Source organism: Flavobacterium hydatis (assembly GCF_000737695.1).
Taxonomy (GTDB): Bacteria; Bacteroidota; Bacteroidia; order Flavobacteriales; family Flavobacteriaceae; genus Flavobacterium; species Flavobacterium hydatis.
Map to the genome: position 1 here is coordinate 1 of NZ_JPRM01000033.1, position 25,558 is coordinate 25,558.

Genomic DNA, 25,558 nt, shown 5'->3' on the forward strand with positions numbered 1-25,558 from the left:
CAGACAACCCAGTTTAGAGCTGTAGTAAAAGATGGTAGTTGTGATGAAGCAACCTCTGAAATTACAACCGTTACAGTAGATTTATTAACAAAACCAATATTAGATAATTTGATTCAACCATCCTGCTCAGATGCTAATGGTAGTTTTAATATTTCTAATTATAACATTGCATACTCATATGAAGTAATTCCATCAAATGGGGTAAGTATAGTCAATGATAAGGTAACTGCAAGAGTAGGTAGTTATATTGTAATAGCTAAATTAGGATTATGCAATTCATTAACATCAGACGTTATTGTACTAAAAAATTATGTATGCCCAATATTTGAAAACGGCACTATCTCATCAACGGGAGGAACAGTTTTCGAAAATATTACATCAAATGATAAAGTAAATGGAGTTCCAGTAGTATTAGGAGCAACAGGAAATGCGAGCGTTGCAATATCTGGAATATGGCCAACTGGTATAACATTGGACCCATTAACAGGAAAAGTAACTGTAGATGCAGGAATAGCACCAGGAGTTTATAATGTAGTTTATGAATTGTGTGATAAAATGACTCATCAAGTTTGTGCTACAGTTTCGAATGAAATCAAAGTAATATCAGTTGTTGAACCAATATTTGAAAACGGAACTATCTCATCAACAGGAGGAACAGTTTTCGAAAATATTACATCAAATGATAAAGTAAATGGAGTTCCAGTGGTATTAGGAGCAACAGGAAATGCGAGCGTTGCAATATCAGGAATATGGCCAACCGGTATAACATTAGATCCATTAACTGGAAAAGTAACTGTGGATGCAGGAATAGCACCAGGAACTTATAATATAGTTTATGAACTATGTGATAAATTGACCCCAAAGGCTTGTGCCACAATTTCGAATGAAATTGTAGTAACTTGTAATTCGACAGCAAATATTTCGGGTATCATTAAAAATTTACAGACTAATAATGTATTGGCAAATGTTCCTGTGACTTTGATTCCACAAAATCAAACGACAGCTCCTATTTTATTACAAATAACTAAAAGCGATGGATCTTATAGTTTTTCAGGAATAATTCCTGGAGATTATTTGGTACAGGTACAAGATGCGAATTTAAATAGTGTTTATCAATTATATCCCGTAAATGGAAGTTTACGTTTTACAACAATAAAAAGTTGTGGTTTTCAAAAGTTTGATTTTGAATATGATCTTTCAGTATTACCTGTATTAGGGGATTATGTTTGGTATGATTTGAATGGTAATGGAATTCAAGATGAATGGTATGATGCTAATGATGATGGCATTGTTACCAAAAATATTCCAGATGCAAACGGATCTATTGATTATAGCCAATGGGAATGGATCGATTTTAATGGAGATGGTAGTTGCAGAGGAACACTTAATGTTGGAGAGTTAAATATGGCAGGATTTGGAAACTCAAAAAGCTCAAATATTTTGATAACGGGACCAAATGGATATTTAAAAAACACGATAATAGGAATTCAAGGCTATTGGAGAGACAGACCACAATCTGCGAATCCATGGGGTGAATATAATGTGAAATTACAAATGGATTCAAATCTTGAGATACAATCTCAAGCAATAGGCAGTACTGGCTTGGTAAAGGTCATTCCAAGTAATACAGAAAAGGTAATTTCCCAAAAAACAAATAGAGGAGAAAGTTCTATGGATTGTGCTGCCACAACTCAAAGTATAAAAACGATTACTTTGAGCGCAACAAATAGAGTTCATCTGGATTTAGATTTTGGAATCAATTGTAGCCCTTTTGTAAGCTTAATGGCTACTAATGATAAAGCAGATTTCATTGATGGAATACTAGGAGTAAAAGGTTTCTTAAATGTACTATCTAATGATACTTTCAATGGCTTACCTATAAATCCTGTAGATGTTATACTTACAGTTGTGCCAAATGTAAATTTTAGATCAAATTCAAATGGGACTTTGGATATTTTACCAAACACTCCAGGAGGAACTTATACTTTAAGTTATACTATTTGTGAAAAAACAAACCCTTCTAATTGTAGCACAGCCTCTGTAAGCGTATTTGTAGCTAGACCAAGTATTGCATTAGTTAAAACGGCTCATTTCAATGATGAAAACGGGAATGGCTATGCACAAGCAGGTGAGACTATCACGTATAATTTTGTGGTGACTAATACAGGAAATGTAGCTTTGACAAAAATATTAGTAGAAGATCCGTTAACAGGAATTATTATGACCGGAAATTCGATAGACTTAGAAGTAGGGGAAGAGGATATAACTTCATTTGTGGGGGTCTATTCTCTGTCACAATCTGATATTAATTCGGGGAGTATATCGAATCAGGCTATAGTGACGGGAACAAGTCCAAACGGAATTTTAGTAAAAGATAAATCAGATTATGGTAGTGTGTTTGATGATAATCCAACGGTATTACCAATTTCAGGATGTTCCATAAAAGTGTTCAATGCTATTTCTCTGAATGGGGATAAGATGAATGAACTATTTTATATTCAAGGATTAGAATGTTATCCTGACAATGTGGTTGAAATTTATAATCGCTGGGGAGTTTTGGTGTATGAAGGAAATCACTATAACAATGTTAATATTGCATTTAAAGGATTTTCAGAAGGGCGTGTAACAATTAAAAACTCTGATAAATTACCAGAAGGTACCTATTACTATATTTTGAAATATAAAGATAGTGAGTTCAATACACATCAGAAAACAGGATATTTATATCTTAGTAAGTAATTGGTGAAGAACAAATTTTAATGGCTTTACTATAGAGTAAGTATTTTTTAAAAGTAAAATAAATGAGAAAATTAGTTTTAGTTTTTATGTTTTTTTCTACTGTGGGTTTTGCTCAACAAGATGCTCAATTTACACAATATATGTACAACACCATAAATATCAACCCTGCTTATGCAGGATCACGAGGAGCTCTAAGTATTTTTGGATTATACCGTACTCAATGGGTTGGACTAGATGGTGCACCTGAAACTAGTAGTTTCTCGGTAAATAGCCCAATTAATAACAGTAATCTAGGATTAGGCATATCATTGGTTAATGACAAGATTGGACCTACTAACGAAAATAATCTTTCTGTAGATCTTTCTTATACTATATCTACTTCACCAAATTATAAATTATCTTTTGGTATTAAAGTCACAGGGAATTTATTTAATCTAGATGTCAATAAATTAAACCCAGCAAATCAGGGTGATCCACAATTTCAGAATTTAGATAATGTCTTTAAGCCAAATATAGGAGCCGGAGTATATCTTCATTCAGATAAAGCATACATAGGTCTATCAGTACCAAATTTTATCGAAACCGACCGTTATAGCGATAATGATATTGCGATATACAAGGATAGAATCAATTATTATTTTATGGCAGGTTATGTATTGGATTTGGGATCAGAAGTAAAGTTTAAACCAGCTGGGCTTTTTAAAATGGTAGAAGGGGCTCCACTACAAGCAGATATTTCTGCAAGCTTTATACTTATCGATAAATTTGTCGTTGGAGTGGCTTACAGATGGAGCGCTGCGTTAAGTGGCATGGTGGGATTTCAGGTTAGTAGTGGACTCTATATAGGGTATGGCTATGACCGTGAAACGACCAACTTAACCAACTTTAATTCCGGTTCACATGAAATATTCCTGCGTTATGAATTTTTTAATAAGCGCAATTCAATAACTGAACCTAGATTTTTCTAATATGTTAATTTGTTGGGGTAAATAATTGAAAAAAAGGTGAATAATATAATGACTAAAAAAGTTATTATAAAAAAAAATAATCATTTGGTTGTTGTTATTATTTATAGTTTTTTTACCAGCTGCAGAACCAGAAGTTAGCCAGTGGATTTTACTAGAGTTCAGGATTTTTAGGTACAATAAGGGCTCATGATTCGAACCATTTTAAGTTAGAGAAGTAATATGCTTAATACAATGGCTTGGCCATTCGAACCTTAACTTCTTAGGTGTTGATTTTGCTTGGTTTTGTGTTTTTAAAAACTGCCTGTGCCACGATGTTGCCACGAAACTTAGAGAAGTCATTTTTTTGTTTATTTATATCGCAGTATCAGCGTGAGCTCTTCATTTTAGATCAATGTTGATATTTTTTTTGCAAGCTCAAAAAGAGGTGCTTATACGACAATTAAAGTATAATTGTTTTTTGAACTATTTATTTTAATGTTGGAACCAGTAATTAGCAAACCTGTGTTTACTGTAGCTCAAGAATTTTAGGTACAATAAGGGCTCAGATTCGAATCATTTTAATTTAGTGAAATAATATTGCTTAATACAGTTTTGAATCTAAACTTCCGAAGGCCTGATTTTATTAGGTATCTGATTTTTAAAAAAATCAAGTGCCACGGTTTTGCCACAAATCTCTGATTGCTAATTGTTATAACTTTTTTTGATGTAGTAATGTTTCGAACTTAAGCCTTTAAAAAGTTTTATTACAGTGTTTTAAGTTAGTGTTAAAATCTAAACGCACCATTTCTACATCTAATTTCATATTATTGATTAATTCAATATTATATCTTTCCAAAAATGTTTGAATACAGTTTCGAACCTAGACTCGTTAGGCCTTGATTTATAGGATTTCTATTTTTCAAAAACACCATCTGCCTCGATTCTGTCATGAAAATTAAAAAGTAAACAAAAATTGTAACATTTTTGTCCTAAAGTGCTTTGGCTAAACAAAAAGTCCTTCACGTTTAATTTCTTGAAATGAATAAATGGGAATTTCTAAATCATGCAAATATTTTACTGGCAATTGATATGATGAAATTACAATTGGAGAAACAGTATATCCTTTTAAATCTATATTTACTTTTTTAGAAAGTTGTTCTAAATTATTAGATATAAATTCACCTCTTTTAATATGTTTTGGTAATTGCTTTTCAAGATAGTTTTTAGAATCAAAATGAAAATCATACATAACTTTAGCCTGCTTGGTATTTTTACATTCAATCAAATAAACTATCTTTTTGGAGCTATCAATAGTTAAAATATCGATGTCTCCATAGTCTCTATCAGCATTAGGGAAAACACTTTTTCTGATTCTAATTTCATTTTCTATAACTTGCAGGGGGGTATTTTTAAACCATTTTAAAACTTTATTTCTAAATTCATTTGATTTTATATTTAATCGCTCATTTATTACTGTAGTTATATTTGGGTTTTTAATTTCATCAACCTTTAATGTTCCATTATAAAAAATTGCCTTTAAGTTATCTGAAGCCATTATCAAGTGTCTTGCGCTCCACATAAGGACCTCCGATTCTCCTTGTTTTAATCTTATTATGGGTCTCCGGATGTAGGACAGTTTTCTATTAAATCGCCAGATCCACGTTTCTTTAACGTGAAGTCCTTCCGGCACATTTTCTATTTTACCTCTGGACTCTAATTCAGTAAAAGATAGAAATGCTTGTATTTCTGCCTTTGACAGGTTTGAGTTTGACGTTATTAAATCTATTAATTTATTTTCGGTGCAATACCACCAAGAACTTTCCTTCGAAAAACAGTAATTTGCCATGAACTCGGCAATCATGCCAATTTGATAAAAGTCTATTCCTAAATCTTTTTCAAACGCATTTGTAATTTTGTCATAGTAAGCTTCTTTTTCTATATCAATTTCGGAATTTTGTTCATCGGTTTGAAAATGACTATCGAAATCTTCGTTAATACCTTGAATCTCATCTAAAATTATTGATTCTTTGTAACCTGCCAAAATTGTGTCGTGAAAATCGTGATTCATTCCTAATCGCCCTGATGGTAGCAATCCCATGTCGGGATTATCTATTCCCAACACTATACTATCTTTGGTAGTTCCATAAAAGATGATCTCATTAATTAAAGCCAATAAAAAATCAACATCATCAATATTAACTTTTTTGCTGCCTACAGGACATTCTGCTACGACATATTCTATTAAACTTCTTAAAGAATGTGAAGCTTTTACCACATTGCTGTAATCTTCGCTATATTCATTAATAACATCTTGATACTTTTCAAAACATTTGATTCTCGCCGGCAAATCTAAATCCCAGTTGCTAGAGCTTTGGATAATGGCTTCATGTCTTAACATTAAATCGACAAGAAGTTCTTTTGCTTCATAATTATTTATATATTCCTTTAACTTAAATGTCAATGTGTTTATCAATTTAGTTAAGAAGGGAACCTTATCGGCATCGTTAATTTTTTCAGGAATCTGATATGAAAGATTCATCCATTTAATTTGACTCTCAAGTACCACCGAGACATCAGCATCTTGTATATATCTTGGTTTAGGAATAAATCTATCAAATCTTTTGAAGTCATTTGCTTTATGAGAAGTCAGCAGCATTTTTTTACTGCTGAGAGGCATTTGAGAAGCTAAGAATGTCTCTCTTTCTTCTTGACTAAATTCTATCAGTCCATAACCTTGCTGTAAAACAGTTAATGATTTTAAAATAGTATCCATTAAAATTTGTTCTCCATAATTATCCTTTCGATGTAAAGCGGAAAATATTTCAATAGGAATTTTTAGCTTTATTTTTCTTAAGTACACATCAACATCATATTTTACATTAATCTTTGCACCCTCTTCAATCTCAATTCCTGATGTCACAAAAGATATTAGCCTTTCATCAAATGACAATATAAATTCAATTGGTAAATTGCCTAAATTTGTAAAATATGGACTTAAAGTCTCCGCAAATTCATTTAGCCAATAAATCATAGATTCAATAAAATTGCTTCCTACTGTTCCAACACTCTGATCATAGCTAAACCAAATCGGAAAACAATAAGCTTCTAAAACTTTGCGTAATTTTCTGTTGAATATTTCTTCAGACGTATAAATTGGCGCATAATCTTTTGTTTTAATCACTGGAAGATGTCTAACTTTAGCTTCTGAATTATCTCCGATTTTATTTTCAACATGCATTACAAAATGCTTATCACTTTTTTGTGCAGATTCGGCAATTATTTCCGCTTGAGTAATAAAATCAAAACTCACTAGGTTAGGAGCTGCATCATCTGTCGGAAAAAAAGAGTCATGATTTCTTTTATACCATTGAAAATATGATAATATTGAAAACATAGGCATCATTTGTAGCTTAGCTTTGTCCGCTCTTTCTCCTGCTTTAGCATATTTCCATAAAGTTAATTCGTCTGGTTTCCAATGATTGAAAATACGCTCAAAATCAAAAAAACTAAGTGCAATTTGATATTTGGTTTCTTTTAAATATTCTATAGGATAAGAATGGAATTCATCTATTTCGTAACCTGCGAATATAGTCACTGAAAGAAATTCAGTTTCTTCGTTATTCATGCTCTTTTTAGCTAAAGCAATAGTTGAATCTGCCCTTTTTTTTAAATCATCATCCTGATTTTCTGAAATAAATCTTACGTAGGCATATTTGTTGGAATCCATCTGCCATAATGATTCGTAGTTTTTCAATTCTAGACCAAAATCAACACTATCCCACATAATATTGAGATATTTATGTGATTCATTTAAGACCATTTTTTCATAGCATGAATTTAAAACTTCAATCTGGTCTTTCAATTCTATCTGTTTTCTAATAAAAAGGTTTAGACTATACATTTGCGCGGAAGGCAATGCTAAATAAAATTTATCTTCAAACTGAAAAAAGGGCTTTTTTACTAATACTGTATCTTCCCCTTTGTTTTTAATCAGTTCCTGTTTGGTGGTTACAAAATGCTGTATAACATCTTCCTCAATATGTAGTCTTTTATAAATATCCTCAATGTCTTCTCTTGTAAACTCAAAGGAGCCTTTATGACTATTCACAAAATTACTTTCTGGAAAATAAATTTCACCTCTCCAATCATCTTCAAATAGATATCTTTTAAGCCCTATGCGCTCGGCAATCATGTTGTGAACATAGAGCATAAAATATACTCCATCACGAATTTTTAATTTCAATTCTTCAGATAAATCATTTTCCCACGCAAAAATTGAATTAAAGAGCAACTGGTTAATTGGTGTGCTGTCTTTAGCTATTCCGGGAAATACAACATTGTTGCCATTGAAAAACATAAAGTTTTCCGTTCCGCATGATTCGGCAGGGTCTTCTCTATAATCATAAGCATAGTCTTTGCCAATTAATCGCTTTACGGAATTATAATCTGTTTCTTTACCACCTTTTTCAAAGTTTGAGCAAATTAAATCTTGAATGCTTTCCAGTCTAATAAGCTTGGATTGGTTTATAGGTAATAACTGAATTAAAGAAATCATCTTTAATAATTCAGAAGCATCGTGTGTTTTGAGGTAGTTTTGAAAAGAATCTGCAGAAAATGTCGTATTTGAATTTATACAACACTTTTTATATTTTTGACCACTTCCACATGGACATATATCATTTCTTCCAATCTTCATTTTGATTGTATTAGTTAGCTCATAAATTTACAATAAAAATGATCTTGCTAATACAAATTCAAACTTAGACTTCACAGGTTTTCATTTTGCAGAGTTTTTTTGTCCCATGCAAAGTCCATCGTCATTTACGACCTCTGCGCAGTTTTCCATAAATTTATCAAAGATACAGCAACTCTTATTGCCAAATATTTGGCATTTTTGATTTCCAGCTGTTTATCGGTGCAATACGACTGATACCAAGTTATTGCGGAGCCAATCAACACGCCGATAAGTCCAAAAAATGCTTCTGTCATTTTAGATTTAATTTAGATTCTTTCGTAATATTATTATGATAACTGCCAAGTAATATGCTTGATTTTTAAAGGTAATCGAAAAGCTATAACCATTGTAATTTCTCAACGATTTCAAGCTTTAATCTTGTAGCTATTTGTTTCGGAGTTTTGGCTATGTATGTTTTTGCAGAGTCCTTTTTTTCATCAGTTAATTTATTGAGGTATCTGATGCGATCATCAGTTACATCCTGCCAATTTTCTGGTAAGTTTGTCCATATGACAGCATCAACATCAAGATTTGCAACCCATTGGGAGATATTTTCCACATATTGAAAGTCAGTAGGGTAAAAAGTATTTGACCGTTTATTAAAATAGCCAATATTTTTACTGGTTGTTCCCTCCCTGTATTTCAAATTCCCGACTGCAGAATTTAAATCGGCATAATTTGAAATGGCATAAAAGGTCTGGACCAAAGTGCCGTTTTCAGTTATAACCAGAGTTAGTCTTCCATTTTTTGAAATCCTGGCAAATTCTACAGGCAGAAATGGACCAGATCCAGACCAGCCAAATTCTTTGTCATATTTCAGTGTTTCGGGATTCCATATGAGAGATCCCCACGCAATGATCGCAATTTTCATATCATTGAAATTTTAAATTTGGCTCTACAAAATTTTCATCAGGCATTTCACTATGTTTTATAAGTGGAATTTTCAATTTGGCGCAGAATGTATTATAGGATTTTGCTTTTGGAATTACGGTCATCTTGTTCTCTCTGTCATTTGAAATGATAGAGATCACATGTATGCTTAAATTGGGATTTACAGTATTAAGATTTTCTACGAATTCTGTTATGGAATTTCCCGAAGAGATTAAATCAATGATAATGAAAATATCCTTTATATTGGCCAAATCATCAAATGCAGGTGAATGATTTGATTCCAATTGACTATAATGGCCTGATTTTGATCTTAAGGGGATAATTGAATTTTTACAGTTAAATCTTACCGATAGCTGCGAGGCTAAAATACCACCTATCATTTCAAGGCCTATAAAAAGAATTTCTTCATCACTGCCGCTTAGATTTTGTCGGACTAACTCAAAGCATTTGTCGGAGATTCTGGTTAGCAATAATTTATCGCTTAATAACTTATTAATATCTACCCAACCTAAAGAAATATACTCCTCGCTGACATGAAAGCGGCCGAATTTGTAAAGCCCTTTTTCCTTTATCAGACGCAGTATTTCTTTTTCTACTTCATGATTAAAAGCGTTTAGTGTATTTGATGGAGTATTTGTCACTTCCTGTACGGGAGTTATGGTCCTAAGCTCATTGATCTCTGAGCATTCCCAGTCACCAAGCGTCAGATGCTGTCCATGCGTCGGAAAAACGTAGCTGCACGTCAAACGGCTCACTGAGTGTTCGGTAATATGCAATATTACTGCCTGTCTGCGCTGTTGTGAAGTATCAGCTGTTCCGCCAAATTTTGAGGTAAGAATGAATGTTTCATTTTCAATAATTTTCTGATCGCTGGCATGAACATCACCGTGAAACCAGATAATATTAGATGCCGGAAGTCTTCTTATTCTATCCCGTAGAGATGCTCCTTTCGACCAATGATGGTTCTCATGCCAGTTCTGTTCTTCCATTGCCAGAAAGCTGTCATCAAAGGGGGCAATCAGGAAATGACAACCAATTAGGAGTGTAGTTTTTTCATTAGTGTTGTTCTTTAACACTTCGATTATATTATCCTGATCACCTATGTTGAATATACCCGGCGTACCGTCATTAGAATTCCAAGTGGAATCAATTGACAGGAAAAATATATCCTCTTCCAGTTTTGACAAAAAGTAGTTTGAGCCTTCTGAAATAACAGCTGGAATATATTTTTTGCGAAAATCTGAATATGGCATTTTTAATGTAAGTTCATCTGCTGAGGTAAGTTCTTTCCATTTATAGTCATGATTGCCAATTGCGAAGCACATATTTCTTTTCTCAATGGAAAATTTCTCAGCCAGATAATCAATTATCTTTTCTACATCAGGATAATTTTCAACCTTACCTTTATTTATAAAGTCTCCTGTAATGACCAGGTAATTTATTTTAAGATCCGGTTCTTTCTTTTGAATAGACAGAAAAAGACGGTCGATGTATTCTTGATAGAATCCTTTTCTTAAAAATTCCTGGTCGCCCTCGAAATGGTCAAGGTGAAGGTCAGTGATATGTAAAATAGTCATTTTAGTCAAAAAGTTTAAAATTAGCTTCCTGTGAAATTGCTCGTAATGTATTTAATTCATATAGTTTAAATTCTTTAAAGACATCGGACTCAAATAAGCTGCCAAGAACAAGGGCGTGATTGAGTTTGCCGCCTCCTAATGAAACATAGACTTTCGTCAGCTTAATTTCGGTACCACCAAATACAAAATCGCCAACATACACATAATTGTAAGAAACGGATTCTGAATCGAAAGAATTTGTGTTATATACTTTATGTATAGGTCCAATATGATCTATGTTGATATACTTTAAGTCATTTAAAATTCCTAAAATGGATGTAAATACAGAGCCTCTGAGACTTGCACTTACTAAGACTACATCTATCAATCTTTCTGTTTCAATTAATTGTGAAAGTTTATCAGAAAGATAAAAAGAAAACCACATGAAGTCTCTTGGGGATTCAATTATTCTTTTGGAATCAAATTCGCCATTTGCCAGAAACGGCGTGGAGCATAATCTCTGGTGATCTTCAAATTTTGTAAATGTAGATTTCAAAACTGTGCTTATATATCTGCATACAGTTTCGGTACGCTCCGTTTGTAATTCACGTAAATTTACATTTTTTGAATTTCCAATTATAATTATCTTATTGGCTGAATCGTGAAATATATTAACCTGCTTATCCTTTTTAAGCTTTATGAGCTCTTCGTGCAGGTGTTCTCCGTTTAAGATAATCAGCTGTTTTTTGTTTTCATTTAGTGAGTTGTAAACATCATCCAGACAGTGATCGTCCAGTCTTATTATACCTTTAAAATTAACCAACACCGTTTTATGTTCTTCACAGATATTAATAATTTCACTTAAGAGTTTTCCTGAACTCTTTTCAAATAGTTCGAGCATTGATAATCCATTAGCCACCCATACAAGTGCTTGCGCCCTTGTGAATAAAAGGTTAGTAGTTTCAAAATATAAATTTTTATTCATGGCTAAAAGGTATTTCAAATGTAATTCTGCTGCCCATTAAAAAGTGGTCGTATTTTTTTAGATATCCTTTCTTAAGTGTTTCAATATCAACAAAACCATCTAACATAAAAGCTGAGGTTTCCAGATTTAATGCCAGTATGTCCTCAAGACTCTGAAATGTATTAATGTGTTGCCAGATTTCGTTGCTCCACATAATCTCAGAATCAAAAGATGAAATATTAATGTAGCCGCCAGATAGGATCACATCGTTTATGGCGCGGTACAGACCAATTTTATTTCTGCTGTGTAGTGAAGAATATAATATGGCCTTTAAGTTTGACTTTGACAGGGAAGGAATTAAGTCAGGCTTATACTGCTGGAGAGAATTCAGAAAGCCTATTCCATTATCAGATATACAAGTTGTAATTCCTCTTTTTGTTCTCTGCACTCCTACAAAAGCTATGCTTCTGCCATGAATGAGTGAGTTTACTACAAGCTCTGAAATAGTGGTTGTAAAAACTGCCTCAAGTTCTCGATTCCACTGTTCAACAAAATAATTATTATCGAATATAGGTTTTAACCGAAATGAAATGGAGCGCTTAAGTTCTTCACGCTTTGTATCTTTCCAGGTAATAATGCTCTGCTGGTCAGTATAGCTGAAAGTGGGAACATCATTGTAAAAAAAAATTCTAGTGTTAGGGCTGGTTTTTTCATTTGAAAATCCTCCGAGCATTCCCTTCCAGTCATAGAGATCAAATTCAGATGAAATTTTAAGAAAATCAATATCAGATAAAAATCCCTGAAATTCAGGCTGCCATAAAACTCTTATTTCTATTGGTTTTCCTATAAAGTCGCGTATTGTTTTTGAAATGCCTAAAAATGTGGTAAGTGCAGCAAAGCTTACTTTTTTTGGTGTTATATTTGTTAAATCCCACACAGGTATGTGGCCGTTTCCCTTTAAATAACTCTCTCGCAGAATTTTGAGCTCTTTGGTGAGCGTGAAATTTAAATTACTAAGTGAGCTTAGTGAACCTACATTTATAATTTGTTCTTTCATTCCATGGTTTTATTTTACAGAATCTAGTTCACTGATCTATATTAACAGTTTTAATTTTAGGAGAAATAAAAGTAAATATTTGATCGTTTTAAATTTCAGGTATTTATACCTGAAATTTATCCTTGCTGATTTTAATTGACAGAGTCCGTAATTTATGCCCATGGTTTCCGAGCTACTTCTTTTGGAAGGGACGAAGTTTCAAAATAGAGTTTTATTACTTCAGAATTCATAGGACAAAATTATTTTAAACACCAGAACAGAACAAATGCATGAAAGATGAAAATGCCCTTAAAAGGCACCTTCATCTGCAAAAGAGTAGTAGGTATCGGGTGTTACGATCAGGTGGTTGAGCAGAGTAATATAGCAGTTTTCCTGCTTCGCGGTTTTTTCTGGTTATATTTTTGTCTGCCTCGGAAGGTGCTGTTTTACCTGAGGGATGGTTGTGGGTGATAATGATCCCGACGGCCGCAGCTTTCAGTGCTGCCGAGGAAAGCAGGCGGATATCAACCACAGTTCCCGAGATGCCTCCTGAGGATACCTCGTAGATTCCTAGAATCCTGTTAGACTGATTGAGTAGCAATACTTTAAATTGCTCGAAGAATTCTATCCTGCCTGGAGATCCCAGCTGTTCAATAGTATGCTGTAAGCATCTCTGGAAGAACTGATATAGGGTCTGTCAGTGTTTTTTACTTTGGATTTATAGATCAGTTCGATTTCTGATACTTTTTGCTAGTCTGTGTTTTGTTGTGCATTTTTCATAACTGCTATAGTTTTAAAATTAATTACAGCACCGCTGCACGGGCAGGGGTGAGCGAACGCAGAAAGCAACGCAATAAAGCAAGAGCAAAGTCCTGCATTTATGGGAGAATTTTTTGCGGAGAACTGAAGGCTGTACTCGAACTTTGTGATGAACTTTGACTTAACGTTCCACGATACTTCCTGAACCTAGACTGCCTGATGCGCTTAAAAGTGTCTGCGCGCCAAAAAAAAACGCAGTGTAAAATCTGCGGTGTAAATAGTAAAATGGTTTAAGCGAGAGAGGTCTGTTTTTTCTGTTTCTTCATTCGATGTGGAATCTTAGGCAGGTTTCTGTTGATAATCCTAAGAATACGACTATGATGTTTAGAGGCTTTATTGCGAAGCCCCCTGCACTGGATGATTTCCATTTTAGAAAGAGATACCTCTATAGTTTCAATAGGTTTATTATCTATTTGAGCAGAAAAAAGGAGAGAATCTTTCTTTTTAAAATACTCATTGGTAAAGATGCAGTGATGCAGTATATCTCCCTCTTCTATAAAATCCTGCACATTTTCCAGAACTTTAATGGTTAGATTTTCATCAGAAAAACATAGCCCGAAAAAAAGCTTTTTTTCTTTTGTATATATTTCCTGTGCTTGCTGTATTTCAGCGCGCATTTTCAAGAGGTATTTTTTTCGCTGCAATTCCCTTTTTTTGACAACAAGTTTATTATGCGCCTCATGGAGGTTTTCAGGACAAACTAAAAAGGGACAACTTAGGTCTTTTTTAAACCATTGAAGCAAGGAAATATAATCCTCCCAAATCGTGTAATCCGTAATGATGTAGTTATTTTTTAAGCAAATTTTTACTGCTTGCCAGTTACGAATAATCTTTTGATGAGGTGACTGCAAGTAATAGGAGAGTAGGGAAGTTTGCCTAGCTTTTAAAATCGTTTCTGTAATGGAATCTTTTAACAGCGCAGTAAAGAGTATTTGCGGTGCGATATCGTAAACACTTGTTTTAAATCCGTTTCTTTTTAGGATAGGGAGCACTTTCATACATGGGTAAATTTTGTAAGGATTAATTCGGTATTTGGGCGAGTTCTGAAAATTTTTTGGTCGTATTTCAAGGGAGGAATAATATTGCCATGCATCATAAGCATGCGAAAAAACATTTGTACTAAGGGACATGGTGCGAACTTCTCCTTTTGGATTTATCCAATGTTGCATCACTTCTTTGTGCGAATAAGTAGGGGCAACATTCTTTTTCATGTGCTTGTGTGAACAAATGATACGCACCACCTGATACCTTTGACATGCGTCCAAAACGCCGAAGTATTCAATTTCTTTGAAATGCACCTGATTGTATCCCTGCATTTTGAGTTTTCCCCCACAGACAGTACATTTTATATATTTCTCACAAGACTTGCTTTGTAATTCAGGTTTCCAAGAATGCGCACATTCAAGGCAATGAAATTTTCCACGTGAGAGTACACCCCATTTAAGGAATATGCTTATTTCTGCCCAAGTGTGCATCTGTGCTGTAATGGGTTTCAACGTACTACTCAAATTAGAAATCTCTTTCTCTATAATTGTTTTAGGTATCATAGGTCAAAAAGTGTTAAGGTGGTCTGTAAGTTTTTCGGAGTATGTATTATTTCTCTTTTCTGCTCCTTGTTTTGAGGGGCAGTAGGGGAAGAAGTGAATAAATCAGCCTTTACAGGCTGATTTACCAAGACTTTACAGCTAATAGGAACAGGAGGCGTAATATTATCATCGGTGTAGTATTTGACAGCCATGTCAAAGATTTCCTGATTGTCAAAGGCGCATAATCCTGTTTTTTTGACTTCGCCAAAAATGTAGTTAATACAGTTTTCAAGATTCTTTGATTCTTTGGCAAAGTGTGTAGCAAAGGCAGTATCGCTGAGTGCCTTTTCACTGAGAAAATTCTCTATAGCAGTTTTAAATTTTTCGGAAGCTTTCATAAGGCAAAAGATTTAAGATTAAAATGGAGGTCATTCAAAACTGCTTCTGTAGATATCAAAGCAGTATTCTTCAAAGCAAAGCCAACACATAAAGGTGTAGTGGGGAAGACGATGCCTGTTTTTTACAGGGGCTCCAAGAGAATCTTCGATTTCGTCTTTGATGTTTTCCAAATCATCCAAATGCTGTATATAAAATTCTTTACAATCTGAGTGGTATATAAATTCGGAAATCATACCGCTGATGCATCCACCGTTTTGTAAATCTTCGAGAAAGGATTTTAGCTGTTCTTTTTTAGTCCCATCATAAGAATCTAGGTCGGACAGGATTATTTTATCAAATGCTTGGCATACTTCATACTGTTTGTATGTTGATTTTTTTAAGGCTTTCATAACTCATTTTTTTAGGCGTGTACATTATTTATCGTGATATTAAAAAGGCAGGTTGTCAGGTTCTTTTTCAGAATCCTTTTTGGCTAGGGTGTTTGTCTGGGGTTGCCCATCTTTGGCAAATACGAGTATTTTAATATGGCTAGTGTGAAAGGTCAGACTGCCGTGTGCCTTTGCATCGCTGCCGATGTAGACATTCAGACCAATGCGTCCGAAGAGCTCCACGAGTGTGCCTTTTTTGAGCCACTGTGCTGATTTTTGGGATAGCCAATAGGAGCAGTCGATATAGGTTACTATTTTTTTAACTTCCGTGCTATTTTTTGGTTTATAGCTGTCATTGACTGCTATGGAGAAGTTTACCACCTCACTGTTTTTTTTTACTTTAAAAACGGAGGCATCTTTTACAATTCGTCCTGTAATTTCCATGATACTTGATTTTTTGGTGCATACTTTTTTTAAGTTCCCTTTCACCGTTTTTTTTTTGCAAATGAATTTTTTCAAAAGAAAAAACGGGAAAAAAGAAAGCACAAATCAAGTGTCCGGATAAGGAGCCGCAGTGCTATAAGTCCCGAAGGGCGACATCAAGTCGTTATGCGCATGCAGGTGACGGCGGGCACTATTTTGGCTGCCCTTTTAGTCCGTTTTGAATGGAAATAGATTCGACTTTAAATTGTTCATATTTTTATGATTTTATCAAATGATACTGTTATGATTTTTTAGTATTTTTAGTTTTGTAAAATAAGCAGGACAAGCTGTCTGTCTTGGGAAGGTACTTAGCTGAATTCTTGAGGTAAGCAAAAAGTAAGAGGCAATCAAGAGATAAAACAAAAGAACTAGTCGCTATATCTTTTGACTTTTAAGTATATTATTTTACATGAAAAGACAAAACTAAATACCAATACCATGGATAAAACTATAAAGCTTAGAGTGAAGAAGGAGATTGATAACAGGAATGAGCTTCAGGTATTAAAATTGAAAGGGAGCCTTATAACCAAAGGGTATACTGAGATTATCCATATTGCTGATGAAAACGAGGATTTTTATCTCAATTCGTTTTCAACGGCTCCCAATCATAGAAAAGAGGCAGAAGATTTTGTACTGGATTATATTTCCAGTCATGATCTTACAGATACCATTACACTTCTGGGCGCTGTGCGATAATTACCTAGTAAATGATTTTAGAAAAACAAATCAATCTTATTTTTCTAAACAATTATTGCACCTTGTATTAAAATCAGGATGATTTAAAAAGGAACATTTAGTCCCTCACTTTTATGGAGTCAGAAAAACATATCAAACTCTCAGAGCTAAACGATAAAATTAGCGATGCCCTGACGGATCGTTTTAAAGGGCAAACATTTTGGGTTGTTGCGGATATTACTAATCATTCCTATAAGGCGGATAAGAAAATTCATTATTTTGAACTTGTTGAAAAAGGGGCTACATCAAACAGTATTGTGGCGAAGATTGTAGGGAAAGCCTGGGGGACAGGATCGATGCATCTTTCTGATTTTGAAAAAAACACAGGGCAGCGTTTTACCAATAATATTAATGTACTTGTTTTGGTAAGCGTGGATTACCATCCCTTGTTTGGTTTGTCCCTAAATGTGCTTGATATTGATACCAATTTTACTCTTGGAATTCTTGAACAGCAACGAAATGCTACGCTGAAAAGACTTGTGGAAGAGAATTCTTTTATCGTTAAAGAAGGGGAACAATACATAACGAGAAACAATCAAATAAAACTCCGAGCAGTCATCCAGAAAGTAGCGGTGATATCAGGGACTAATTCTGCTGGTCTTGAGGATTTCAGGCATACATTGGAGAATAATGATTTTGGATATGTTTTTGAGATTGATGATTATCCAACTATTGTTCAGGGGGATAATAATGCCAAGGTATTTTTAGACAAACTAATTGAAGTGTACCGTAGTGGCAAATTGTATGACGTGGTTGTTATTACAAGAGGAGGAGGTGCACAATCAGATTTTCTGATATTTGATAACTATAACATAGGGCGTGCTGTGGCCAAGTTTCCTATTGCAATTATTACTGGAATCGGGCATCAGAAAAATGTAAGTATTGTGGATCTCATGGCGCATACCCAGACTAAGACCCCAACGAAAGCCGCTGAGTTTATCATAGCACATAATCGCAGTTTTGAGCAAAATATTCTTTCGCTGCAAAAAAATATTGTCATTAAATCACAGCAGCTTTTTCTACTGAATTATCAGAACCTTTCCAATCTTAAGAGTACTATTTCCAATAATGCAAGGCAACTTCTTAGTGGACATAAAGATATTTTAACAGCTATTAATCAAAATACAATTAATAGTTCCAAATCAATTCTGTATAAAGAGCATCGTCTGCTGGTGAATATGTCACATCAGATTTCGGGTAAACCCAGGATTATCCTTTACAATAGGATCAATGATATTAGTAATACTATTAATAATCTAAAAACATTCACGAATCAGTATCTTCGCAATCAAAAGGGATATCTGGCACATTATAGTTCAAGTATCAGAATGATGTCCCCTGAGAATATCCTTAAAAAAGGCTATGCAATAGTTAAAGTGAATGATAAGATTACCAGTAATGCTGATACTATAGCTGTGGGTGATACCATTGATGTCATATTAGCTGATTCTATTTTTAAAACCACGGTCAAAGAAAAAACAAAATACAATGAAAGAGACACTGACTTATGAAGCCGCATATGGTGAGCTTGCAGCAATTGCAAAGGAGATTGAAAATGAAACCATTTCGGTTGATGTATTAGCTATAAAGGTTAAAAGGGCTTCGGAGCTTATTACTTTTTGCCAGACCAAACTTAAGTCAACTGAAAGTGAAGTGAATAAGATTATCAGTCAAATGGAAAATCCTACCAACTAAGACAATCTGGTACCGACACTAATTTGATTGCATTTTCTATTTTTATACATGATGTGATATAAATAAGATATGTGATTTGATAATGCTGTATGGGCAATTATATGCCTATTATAAATAAACCCATTAAGCAAACTGCCTAATGGGTTTATTTATATATTTAAGTAAAAGAAAGTTATTTTCTAATATCCAGAAAGAATAACTTTTTTAGTTCTGTTATTCTGACTGTGTCTGGTTATTGTTGGAAGCGTTACGCTTAATATGATAGTAAAAATCTTTTAAATGCCACCAGGCAGGACACATCTCAAGAGGCCCATTAAAATTAAGTATTCCTATGTAGCAGCTGTTTAAGAAAAGTTGTGTATCAAAAATTTTTGCCCATGGTTTCCATTGTACTTCCTGGGGTGGAGGTGTGCTTTCAAAATAGCGTTTTATTTCTTCGTGATTCATACGGCAAAATTAAGTAAAATGCCAAAGTGTGTCAAGGACTTTGCGAAGAACTATAAATATATAATGCTATCTTGCTGAAAATAATATAAGGCAGTTTTTTTAGTACAAAAAAATCTCTTTTTTTAAGTATTCCTTTGGTTATATATCCTTGATCGTTTGTAAAAAACACCTCAAAAAGTAGATCGAATTTGGAGGTAGAGTGGTTGTTACTCAATCCAAAAAGAGTTTTAGTGCATGTATTGCTCTTAAAAACAATATCTCATCTCTTTAAAAAGTATCTTTAAGCCATAGTCAGGCAGCTAGCAGCCTATTTCTTTTTATAAAATAATTATACTAACAGGATTTATTTGCAGTTACTATTGTGCAGTTACCAGAATTTGGAGGGAGCATAATTGGAAAAAAATAGAAAGGCAGTATAACTGTTGCTATAGTTATTGAAAAAAGCATATTATGAAAAAATTTGGAATCAAAAAAGCAGGAGAAAATAAATGGGTGGTCTTGCATCATGAATTTCCAAAATTCACCTGTACTTTTGAGAATAAAAAATTCTATAATACTACCAGAAAGATTAAAGGTTTATTAGATTATACAGCAGAACCAAGAGAAGTCATGGCCCTACAACTTATGGAGGACTGGCTTGTTAGAAACCATTCCGATAAAATGGATTAATTAATAGAGCACCTTATCTTAATTATTGCATTGTTACGTCTTTAAATAGATTTTCGTTGTACTACTATTTGTTGGGAGTTAAATTAATATTTAGCTTACTCAATATCTATCAAAAAAACAAGAGAGTATTTTGATAAATTATTTAGGTCTAAGAATATAAGTGGAAAATAACTAAATTAAGGTATGTTATAAAAAAGAATATTTTTTCACGATATTTTTTGTTAAACGGGTATGTAGTAATTGTTTATTGACTATCTTAGTGATATACTTTGTAGCATTAATTGTACTATTGCATAAGGCTTTTAGTAGGGTTATTTGATGAGTTTTGGGGAATAAAACGCATTAAATTTTATGTAATATTACCTCCTTTTAAAAGATGTCTTACCACGGCATCTTTTTTTTTTGCTAAAATAACAGGTTATTCCACACCTAACAAAAGGCAAATAGGTATTTTAATATACTATTAAAAACAGGTATATTAGAAAAAAGACTAAAATAAGATATCCTAATAAAAAGGAGTGTTTTTTACGATGATTTATTGTTTAACATCTTTATTTCAATTATTTATTGCGTACTTTAGTGTGACAGATTTGTTATATTAATTGTACTATTTCATGAGACTTTCAGAGTAGGTTTATTTGATGTTTTTTTGGGGTATAAAATGCATCAAAGACTCATGAAATAGTATTTTATTTGATAGGATGCCTTAATCGGGCATCCTTTTTTTAAGCAAATAAATGATATTGCTTTGTTTACCAAGAGCAAATTTACATTCTAAAAGTGTTATTAAAGATAGTAGAACTACAATTTAGAAAAAAAGCATTACTTGCCCTAATTAAGGAGTTTCTCTATTAAGATTTTATAATTCAACAAAGAGTTTTTCTTTTGTCAAAGGATATTGTGTTAGTTATTTTGAGAAAAAAACTTTACCAGGGTATTTTGTTGCATAGGCAGTTATTAACTGCATGAGGTAGTGGTTGCTTCTGTAGGATACTACATATTCTTTTAGTTCATCATCTTGAGTCAAAGCAATATCGGATGAAATATAGCCCATACCATAAAAGTGTCCTTTTTCTACCCAGATACAGCTGCGCTCCTCTATAGTGCGGCCTTTATCGATAATAGCAAAACTTTTCCTGCTGGTTAACAAAAAATCAATTGCAGATTCAACTTGTTGGTTGTGTTGTGTAATCTCAGGTAAATTTGACAGGTCTTTATTTTGGAACACAACTGGATCTTCTGTTGTACCATATTTACAGAACCGATGGTCAATTTCAAACTGCTGAGCAAGACTACGGAGTACATTTATTCCATCGTAGATAGTATTGAAGGATTCAATGGCAGTTTGAAACTTTGCCATTTTTCCAATGGCAAGATAGCTGTACCCATTGCGAGCCTCATACCTGTACAGCCCATATTTGGGCTCAAAACGTTTTAAAGCCCTGTTATATCTGGGCCAGAGTTTTTGAATCTCGCTGCATTCCAAGAGCAACGCCATGAGTTCAGTGGCACAAATTTCAAAAGAAATTCCGTAAATATCGCGTAAGAAATTTTGTCGTTGTGGATTGATGTTGTGCCCGCTGAAATGAGAAGCCACTCTTTTTTTTATGTTGATGGCCTTTCCGACATAGATTACTTTTTTTGCTGATCATAAAAATAATATACTCCTGGTTTTTCGGGTAATTGCTCAAAGTCTGAAGGAGGGAGGTTAGGAGGCAGGCGCTGATCTTGGGCAGTATTTTTAATCATCTTTGCGATTTCACCTTCATGATCCCATTGGAGTAATCTGGTAAACAATATAACTGTCGCATCAGCATCTCCACCCGCGCGGTGTCGGTTCTCTACGGGTATGTCAAGGGAAACGCAAAGATTTCCCAAACTATAGGAGCTAAAACCAGGTCTAATTTTTCTGGCTGCACGAACGGTGCAGAGTTTTCTGGCTGTCCATTTGAGTCCTGATCTTTCGAGTTCATGGCGAACGAAGGAATAGTCAAAATTAACATTATGAGCCACAAAGATGCGGCCTTCGAGCATTTGTAGTACCTGTTCTGCGATATCATCAAAGATTGGCGCATCGCGTACCATTTCATTATTGATGCCTGTTAGGGCAAAAATGGGAAGCGGTATTTCTTTTTGTGGATTGACAAGCGTTTCAAAGCGATCCATCACTTTTTTACCATTGTGGATGATAATGGCAATTTCTGTAATACGACTGCCACTGGCGTTACCTCCTGTGGTCTCAATATCTACTATGGCATACTGTACTTCTTTCATCTGTATATATAACGTAAAAATGATACTTAATCTTATTAGGTTACTGGTATTACTTCAATATGGTTTTCTTCAACCTAATTATACAACTTAACAATCTATCAGTATTTCATTTATTCTATTGGAAAACTTTCTTTTTATCCAAAAGCTAATGCTGTTGCTGTCCTAATGGTATTTGTTCCATCATTTTCTGCCTTGGAATATTAATCTCATGCTCCTGTGGATAAGGTGCGCGATGGGTCATACTCACATCTTCTCGTAACTGCTGATGAGCAGTATATTGTCTTTCTGGAGCATTAGAATAGCGAGGATCAGCAATAAAGGGCATCTTTGCCATTTTGGTTATGGTGACTGTTGGGAAATGATAATCTACTTCTACAGTACCCAAGAGTAAATAGCAACCACCACCCTGAAATGGATATTGAGCCAGACTATCAGGAAAATGCACCGTATCAAAATAATCTCCTTTAGCATCTATCCAAGTCCCGAAATACATTGTCCCTCTTTTGGTGGGTACGTGTTTTCTGGAGATGAGATAGGCAAGCATTTTTATTGTTTTTTTGTGATGACTGATTAAATCCTTAACCATTACCGATCCTCTGTATTTGGTTTGTAACAAATCAAATGGGGTACAGGATACGGGAAAACTCAGTAGTTCAATCTCATCAAAAGCATCTTCAAAAGCAGAGCGTTCCAGCACAGGCAATTGATACTCTTTAACAGGCTCTTGAAGCAACAGCAAGCTTCTGTTTTCGGGTTTGAAATTCACCAGTATGAGTCGGGCGATTACTAGTAGCTGATTCTTGGATTGTCCTGTAAAACGAAAGGCACCGATGAAAATCAAGATCTGAATGCCTTCAATACCAATTGGAATACGATTGATGAAATTTTCCAGAGATAAGAAGGCACCTTGGGTCTCACGCTCTGTGATAATAAGATGCGCCAATTTGGTTTCCAAACCCTCAAGATGCATGAACCCCAGATAAACATCGGTGCCATATAGTGTAGTCTCATAATCGCTTTTGTTGACACAGGGATTGTGCAAAGTAGCGCCTGACATTTTCGCCTCATGCACATAAACCTCTGTTCTATAAAAACCTCCCTGATTATTAATCACGGCTACCATAAATTCCACAGGATAATGTACCTTGAGGTATAAATTCTGATAACTCTCCACGGCGTAAGAAGCGGAGTGCGCTTTGCAAAAAGAATAGCCAGCAAAGGATTCAATCTGGCGGTATATTTCCTGACTGAGTTGTACGGAATGCCCTTTTTGCAGGCAACAGGCAAAGAAATTATCCTTTACTTTTTGCAAGGCGGCTTTGGAGCGTCCTTTACCACTCATGGCGCGACGCAGGATATCCCCATCGGCGGCGGGTAATCCCCCATAGTGCAAAGCAATTTTAATCACATCCTCCTGATAGACCATAATCCCATAAGTCTCTCCGAGCTGCTCTTTGAACACCTCGTGAAAATATTCGAATTTATCGGGATGGTTGTGACGGAAGATATATTCCTTCATCATACCAGACTGAGCTACTCCGGGACGAATGATGGAAGAGGCAGCCACTAGTATTTTATAGTTATCACAATTCAGGCGACGTAAAAGTCCTCGCATAGCAGGACTTTCAATATAAAAGCAGCCAATGGTTTTACCAGTTGCCAAATAGGTATTGCATAGAGCTTCATCTTTAGAAAGCGCTGTATTTCGAATGTCTAGGGCAATCCCGCGGTTCTTCTGGATGAGCTTCACACTATCATCAATATGTCCAATGCCCCGCTGACTAAGAATATCAAACTTTTCAAAACCGATGTCTTCGGCAATATGCATATCGAATAAGACAATCGGAAATCCTTTTGGAGGCATTTCCAGTGGGGTATAATTGGTTATAGGCTCTTCGGAGATGATAATTCCACAGGAATGCATGCTGCGCTGGTTGGGGTATTTCTCGAGTAACATTCCATATTCCTGCACGTATTTCACTATAGTATTGGTCTCGTGTAATGCCATGGGGTTTTTAGCCAGCATATCAAGCTCTTCTTTTGGTAGTCCGAATACTTTACCCACTTCTCGAAATATCGAGCGGTATTTGAACTCTACGTTGGTGCCACAAAAAGCGACATGTTCGGCGCCATAACGGTTGAAGATATACTCCAGGATGGTATTGCGCTCTTTCCATGACCAGTCGATATCAAAATCGGGAGGAGTCTTGCGGTTGAGGTTCAAAAAACGTTCAAAATATAAATCAAGTTCGATAGGACAGATATCAGTTATGCCCAAACAATAACTTACGATACTGTTGGCACCGCTACCCCTGCCGATATGCATAAAACCGCAGCTGTTGCTGTACTGAATGATGTCCCAGGTAATTAGAAAATAGCCACTGAACTGCAATTCATCAATTACCTTTAACTCTTTTTCGACACGTGTCCGAGCTACCATATCCTCAGCACCGTATCGCCACAGTAATCCTTCAAAAGCTAATTTGGTAAGTAAGGCAATATCGGTTTCTCTGCTCTGGGTATAAAATTTTTTATTTTTCGGAGTCTTGAAGTCAAACTCAAAATTACACTCTTCTATTACTTTTTGGGTGTTGGCTATAATCTCGGGGTACTCTATAAAAGGTGACAGTAATTGCTCCATGGGAATCATTACATCAGAAGTTTTACAGACATCTTCCTGAGTTAATTTGGATAGCAAGGCATTGGTATCAATAGCCCGGAGGATACGGTGCAAATTAAACTCTCTTTTGGTTCGAAAAACTACAGGTTGCAGGATGACCATTTTAGGCAACAGGGCTTTCCATTGGGCATGGAAAAGTTTGGGAAGCTGTTCGGGACGAATGCCGATGTACTCGTTTTCATTTAAAATTTGGGGTACATTCTCTAGGGGATAGATAACTACCACATCTTCCCACTGGGGTGCGGAAAAGGGAAGGGGTGTTCCATCAAAATTATGATCGGTAAGAAAACGGTTCATTTGACCTAGTCCAAAACGATTCTTGGCTAAGGCAATATAACGAAGTTGATTTTCAAAACGCAATTCCATACCCACAATTGGTTTGATATTAACCTCATTACAAGCTTTTATAAAATCATAAATTCCTGTTACGGTATTGATATCTGTGAGTGCCATTGCTTTTACATTGCAAGCCACAGCCTGTTGTACCAACTCTTGAAGTGGTATGGTACCATAGCGAAGAGAATGAAAAGAATGACAATTGAGGTACATCAGCTATTGTATTTAAAAAATTGTACTTACAAAAAGGTATATTTTG

19 protein-coding genes and 1 pseudogene are annotated in these 25,558 nt (G+C 34.8%); 6 read left to right on the top strand and 14 right to left on the bottom strand.

Annotated elements, in window-relative coordinates; genetic code table 11:
* The coding region (locus tag IW20_RS18320; RefSeq protein WP_035625737.1) for a T9SS type B sorting domain-containing protein at positions 1 to 2,739 on the top strand (2,739 nt) is incomplete at its 5' end.
* A gap of 62 nt (positions 2,740 to 2,801) precedes the next feature.
* Entirely contained in the window at positions 2,802 to 3,707 is a 906-nt protein-coding gene (locus IW20_RS18325) for a PorP/SprF family type IX secretion system membrane protein (protein WP_035625739.1), read from the top strand.
* A gap of 982 nt (positions 3,708 to 4,689) precedes the next feature.
* On the opposite strand, the gene IW20_RS26615 is transcribed toward IW20_RS18325, so the two are convergent.
* From IW20_RS26615 to IW20_RS18370, 10 genes and pseudogenes are all read right to left on the bottom strand, one after another.
* A complete protein-coding gene (locus tag IW20_RS26615) occupies positions 4,690 to 8,382 on the bottom strand; it encodes a YecA family protein (RefSeq protein WP_035625742.1) in 3,693 nt (1,230 codons plus the stop codon).
* 376 nt (positions 8,383 to 8,758) lie between these two features.
* Positions 8,759 to 9,292, bottom strand: coding sequence for a hypothetical protein (locus tag IW20_RS18335; RefSeq protein WP_051885931.1), 534 nt, complete (start codon positions 9,290 to 9,292; stop codon positions 8,759 to 8,761).
* A gap of 1 nt (position 9,293) precedes the next feature.
* On the bottom strand, positions 9,294 to 10,889 hold the full coding sequence (locus tag IW20_RS18340) for a metallophosphoesterase (RefSeq protein WP_035625746.1): 1,596 nt from the start codon (positions 10,887 to 10,889) through the stop codon (positions 9,294 to 9,296).
* Between the two features lies 1 nt (position 10,890).
* On the bottom strand, positions 10,891 to 11,853 hold the full coding sequence (locus tag IW20_RS18345) for a hypothetical protein (RefSeq protein WP_035625749.1): 963 nt from the start codon (positions 11,851 to 11,853) through the stop codon (positions 10,891 to 10,893).
* Positions 11,846 to 12,889: an ATP-binding protein gene (locus IW20_RS18350; RefSeq protein WP_035625750.1), complete on the bottom strand. Its 1,044-nt coding sequence runs from the start codon at positions 12,887 to 12,889 to the stop codon at positions 11,846 to 11,848. Before IW20_RS18350 ends, IW20_RS18345 begins: the two co-directional genes overlap by 8 nt.
* Before the next feature lie 288 nt (positions 12,890 to 13,177).
* Positions 13,178 to 13,603, bottom strand: a pseudogene (locus IW20_RS25820) (JAB domain-containing protein).
* A gap of 314 nt (positions 13,604 to 13,917) precedes the next feature.
* Positions 13,918 to 15,234 (bottom strand): PcfJ domain-containing protein, encoded by a 1,317-nt coding sequence (locus IW20_RS18355; RefSeq protein WP_035625753.1) that lies wholly within the window; start codon positions 15,232 to 15,234, stop codon positions 13,918 to 13,920.
* Positions 15,231 to 15,611 carry a PcfK-like family protein gene (locus IW20_RS18360; protein ID WP_035625755.1) on the bottom strand — a complete coding sequence of 127 codons (381 nt, stop codon included), beginning with the start codon at positions 15,609 to 15,611 and terminating at the stop codon, positions 15,231 to 15,233. Before IW20_RS18360 ends, IW20_RS18355 begins: the two co-directional genes overlap by 4 nt.
* A gap of 30 nt (positions 15,612 to 15,641) precedes the next feature.
* Complete coding sequence (locus tag IW20_RS18365; protein ID WP_035625758.1) at positions 15,642 to 16,001, bottom strand: DUF7222 domain-containing protein; 360 nt, start codon at positions 15,999 to 16,001, stop codon at positions 15,642 to 15,644.
* A 39-nt stretch (positions 16,002 to 16,040) separates the two neighbouring features.
* Entirely contained in the window at positions 16,041 to 16,424 is a 384-nt protein-coding gene (locus IW20_RS18370) for a single-stranded DNA-binding protein (RefSeq protein WP_035625807.1), read from the bottom strand.
* A 477-nt stretch (positions 16,425 to 16,901) separates the two neighbouring features.
* Between IW20_RS18370 and IW20_RS18375 the strand changes: the two genes are divergently transcribed.
* The 3 genes from IW20_RS18375 to xseB all read left to right on the top strand — a co-directional run bounded on the left by IW20_RS18375 (position 16,902) and on the right by xseB (position 18,893).
* Positions 16,902 to 17,159, top strand: a complete 258-nt coding sequence (locus IW20_RS18375; RefSeq protein WP_035625761.1) for a hypothetical protein — start codon at positions 16,902 to 16,904, stop codon at positions 17,157 to 17,159.
* Positions 17,160 to 17,272: 113 nt separating this feature from the next.
* Positions 17,273 to 18,709: an exodeoxyribonuclease VII large subunit gene (xseA, locus tag IW20_RS18380; RefSeq protein WP_035625766.1), complete on the top strand. Its 1,437-nt coding sequence runs from the start codon at positions 17,273 to 17,275 to the stop codon at positions 18,707 to 18,709.
* Entirely contained in the window at positions 18,687 to 18,893 is a 207-nt protein-coding gene (xseB, locus tag IW20_RS18385; protein ID WP_035625770.1) for an exodeoxyribonuclease VII small subunit, read from the top strand. The genes xseA and xseB overlap by 23 nt, the downstream gene beginning before the upstream one ends.
* A 213-nt stretch (positions 18,894 to 19,106) precedes the next feature.
* Here xseB and IW20_RS18390 read toward each other — a convergent pair whose 3' ends face one another.
* Positions 19,107 to 19,340: a DUF6965 family protein gene (locus IW20_RS18390; RefSeq protein ID WP_035625810.1), complete on the bottom strand. Its 234-nt coding sequence runs from the start codon at positions 19,338 to 19,340 to the stop codon at positions 19,107 to 19,109.
* Between the two features lie 450 nt (positions 19,341 to 19,790).
* On the opposite strand from IW20_RS18390, the gene IW20_RS18395 reads away from it, so the two are divergent.
* The gene (locus IW20_RS18395; RefSeq protein WP_035625772.1) at positions 19,791 to 20,009 is read left to right on the top strand and encodes a hypothetical protein; all 219 of its coding nucleotides are present in this window, start codon (positions 19,791 to 19,793) and stop codon (positions 20,007 to 20,009) included.
* Between the two features lie 907 nt (positions 20,010 to 20,916).
* On the opposite strand, the gene IW20_RS26915 is transcribed toward IW20_RS18395, so the two are convergent.
* From IW20_RS26915 to IW20_RS18405, 3 genes are all read right to left on the bottom strand, one after another.
* Positions 20,917 to 21,606 (bottom strand): hypothetical protein, encoded by a 690-nt coding sequence (locus IW20_RS26915; RefSeq protein WP_316930723.1) that lies wholly within the window; start codon positions 21,604 to 21,606, stop codon positions 20,917 to 20,919.
* 35 nt (positions 21,607 to 21,641) lie between these two features.
* On the bottom strand, positions 21,642 to 22,283 hold the full coding sequence (locus IW20_RS26920; RefSeq protein ID WP_316930724.1) for a 3'-5' exonuclease: 642 nt from the start codon (positions 22,281 to 22,283) through the stop codon (positions 21,642 to 21,644).
* A 145-nt stretch (positions 22,284 to 22,428) separates the two neighbouring features.
* Positions 22,429 to 25,512, bottom strand: coding sequence for a DNA polymerase III subunit alpha (locus IW20_RS18405; protein ID WP_035625775.1), 3,084 nt, complete (start codon positions 25,510 to 25,512; stop codon positions 22,429 to 22,431).
* Positions 25,513 to 25,558 lie beyond the last annotated feature (46 nt).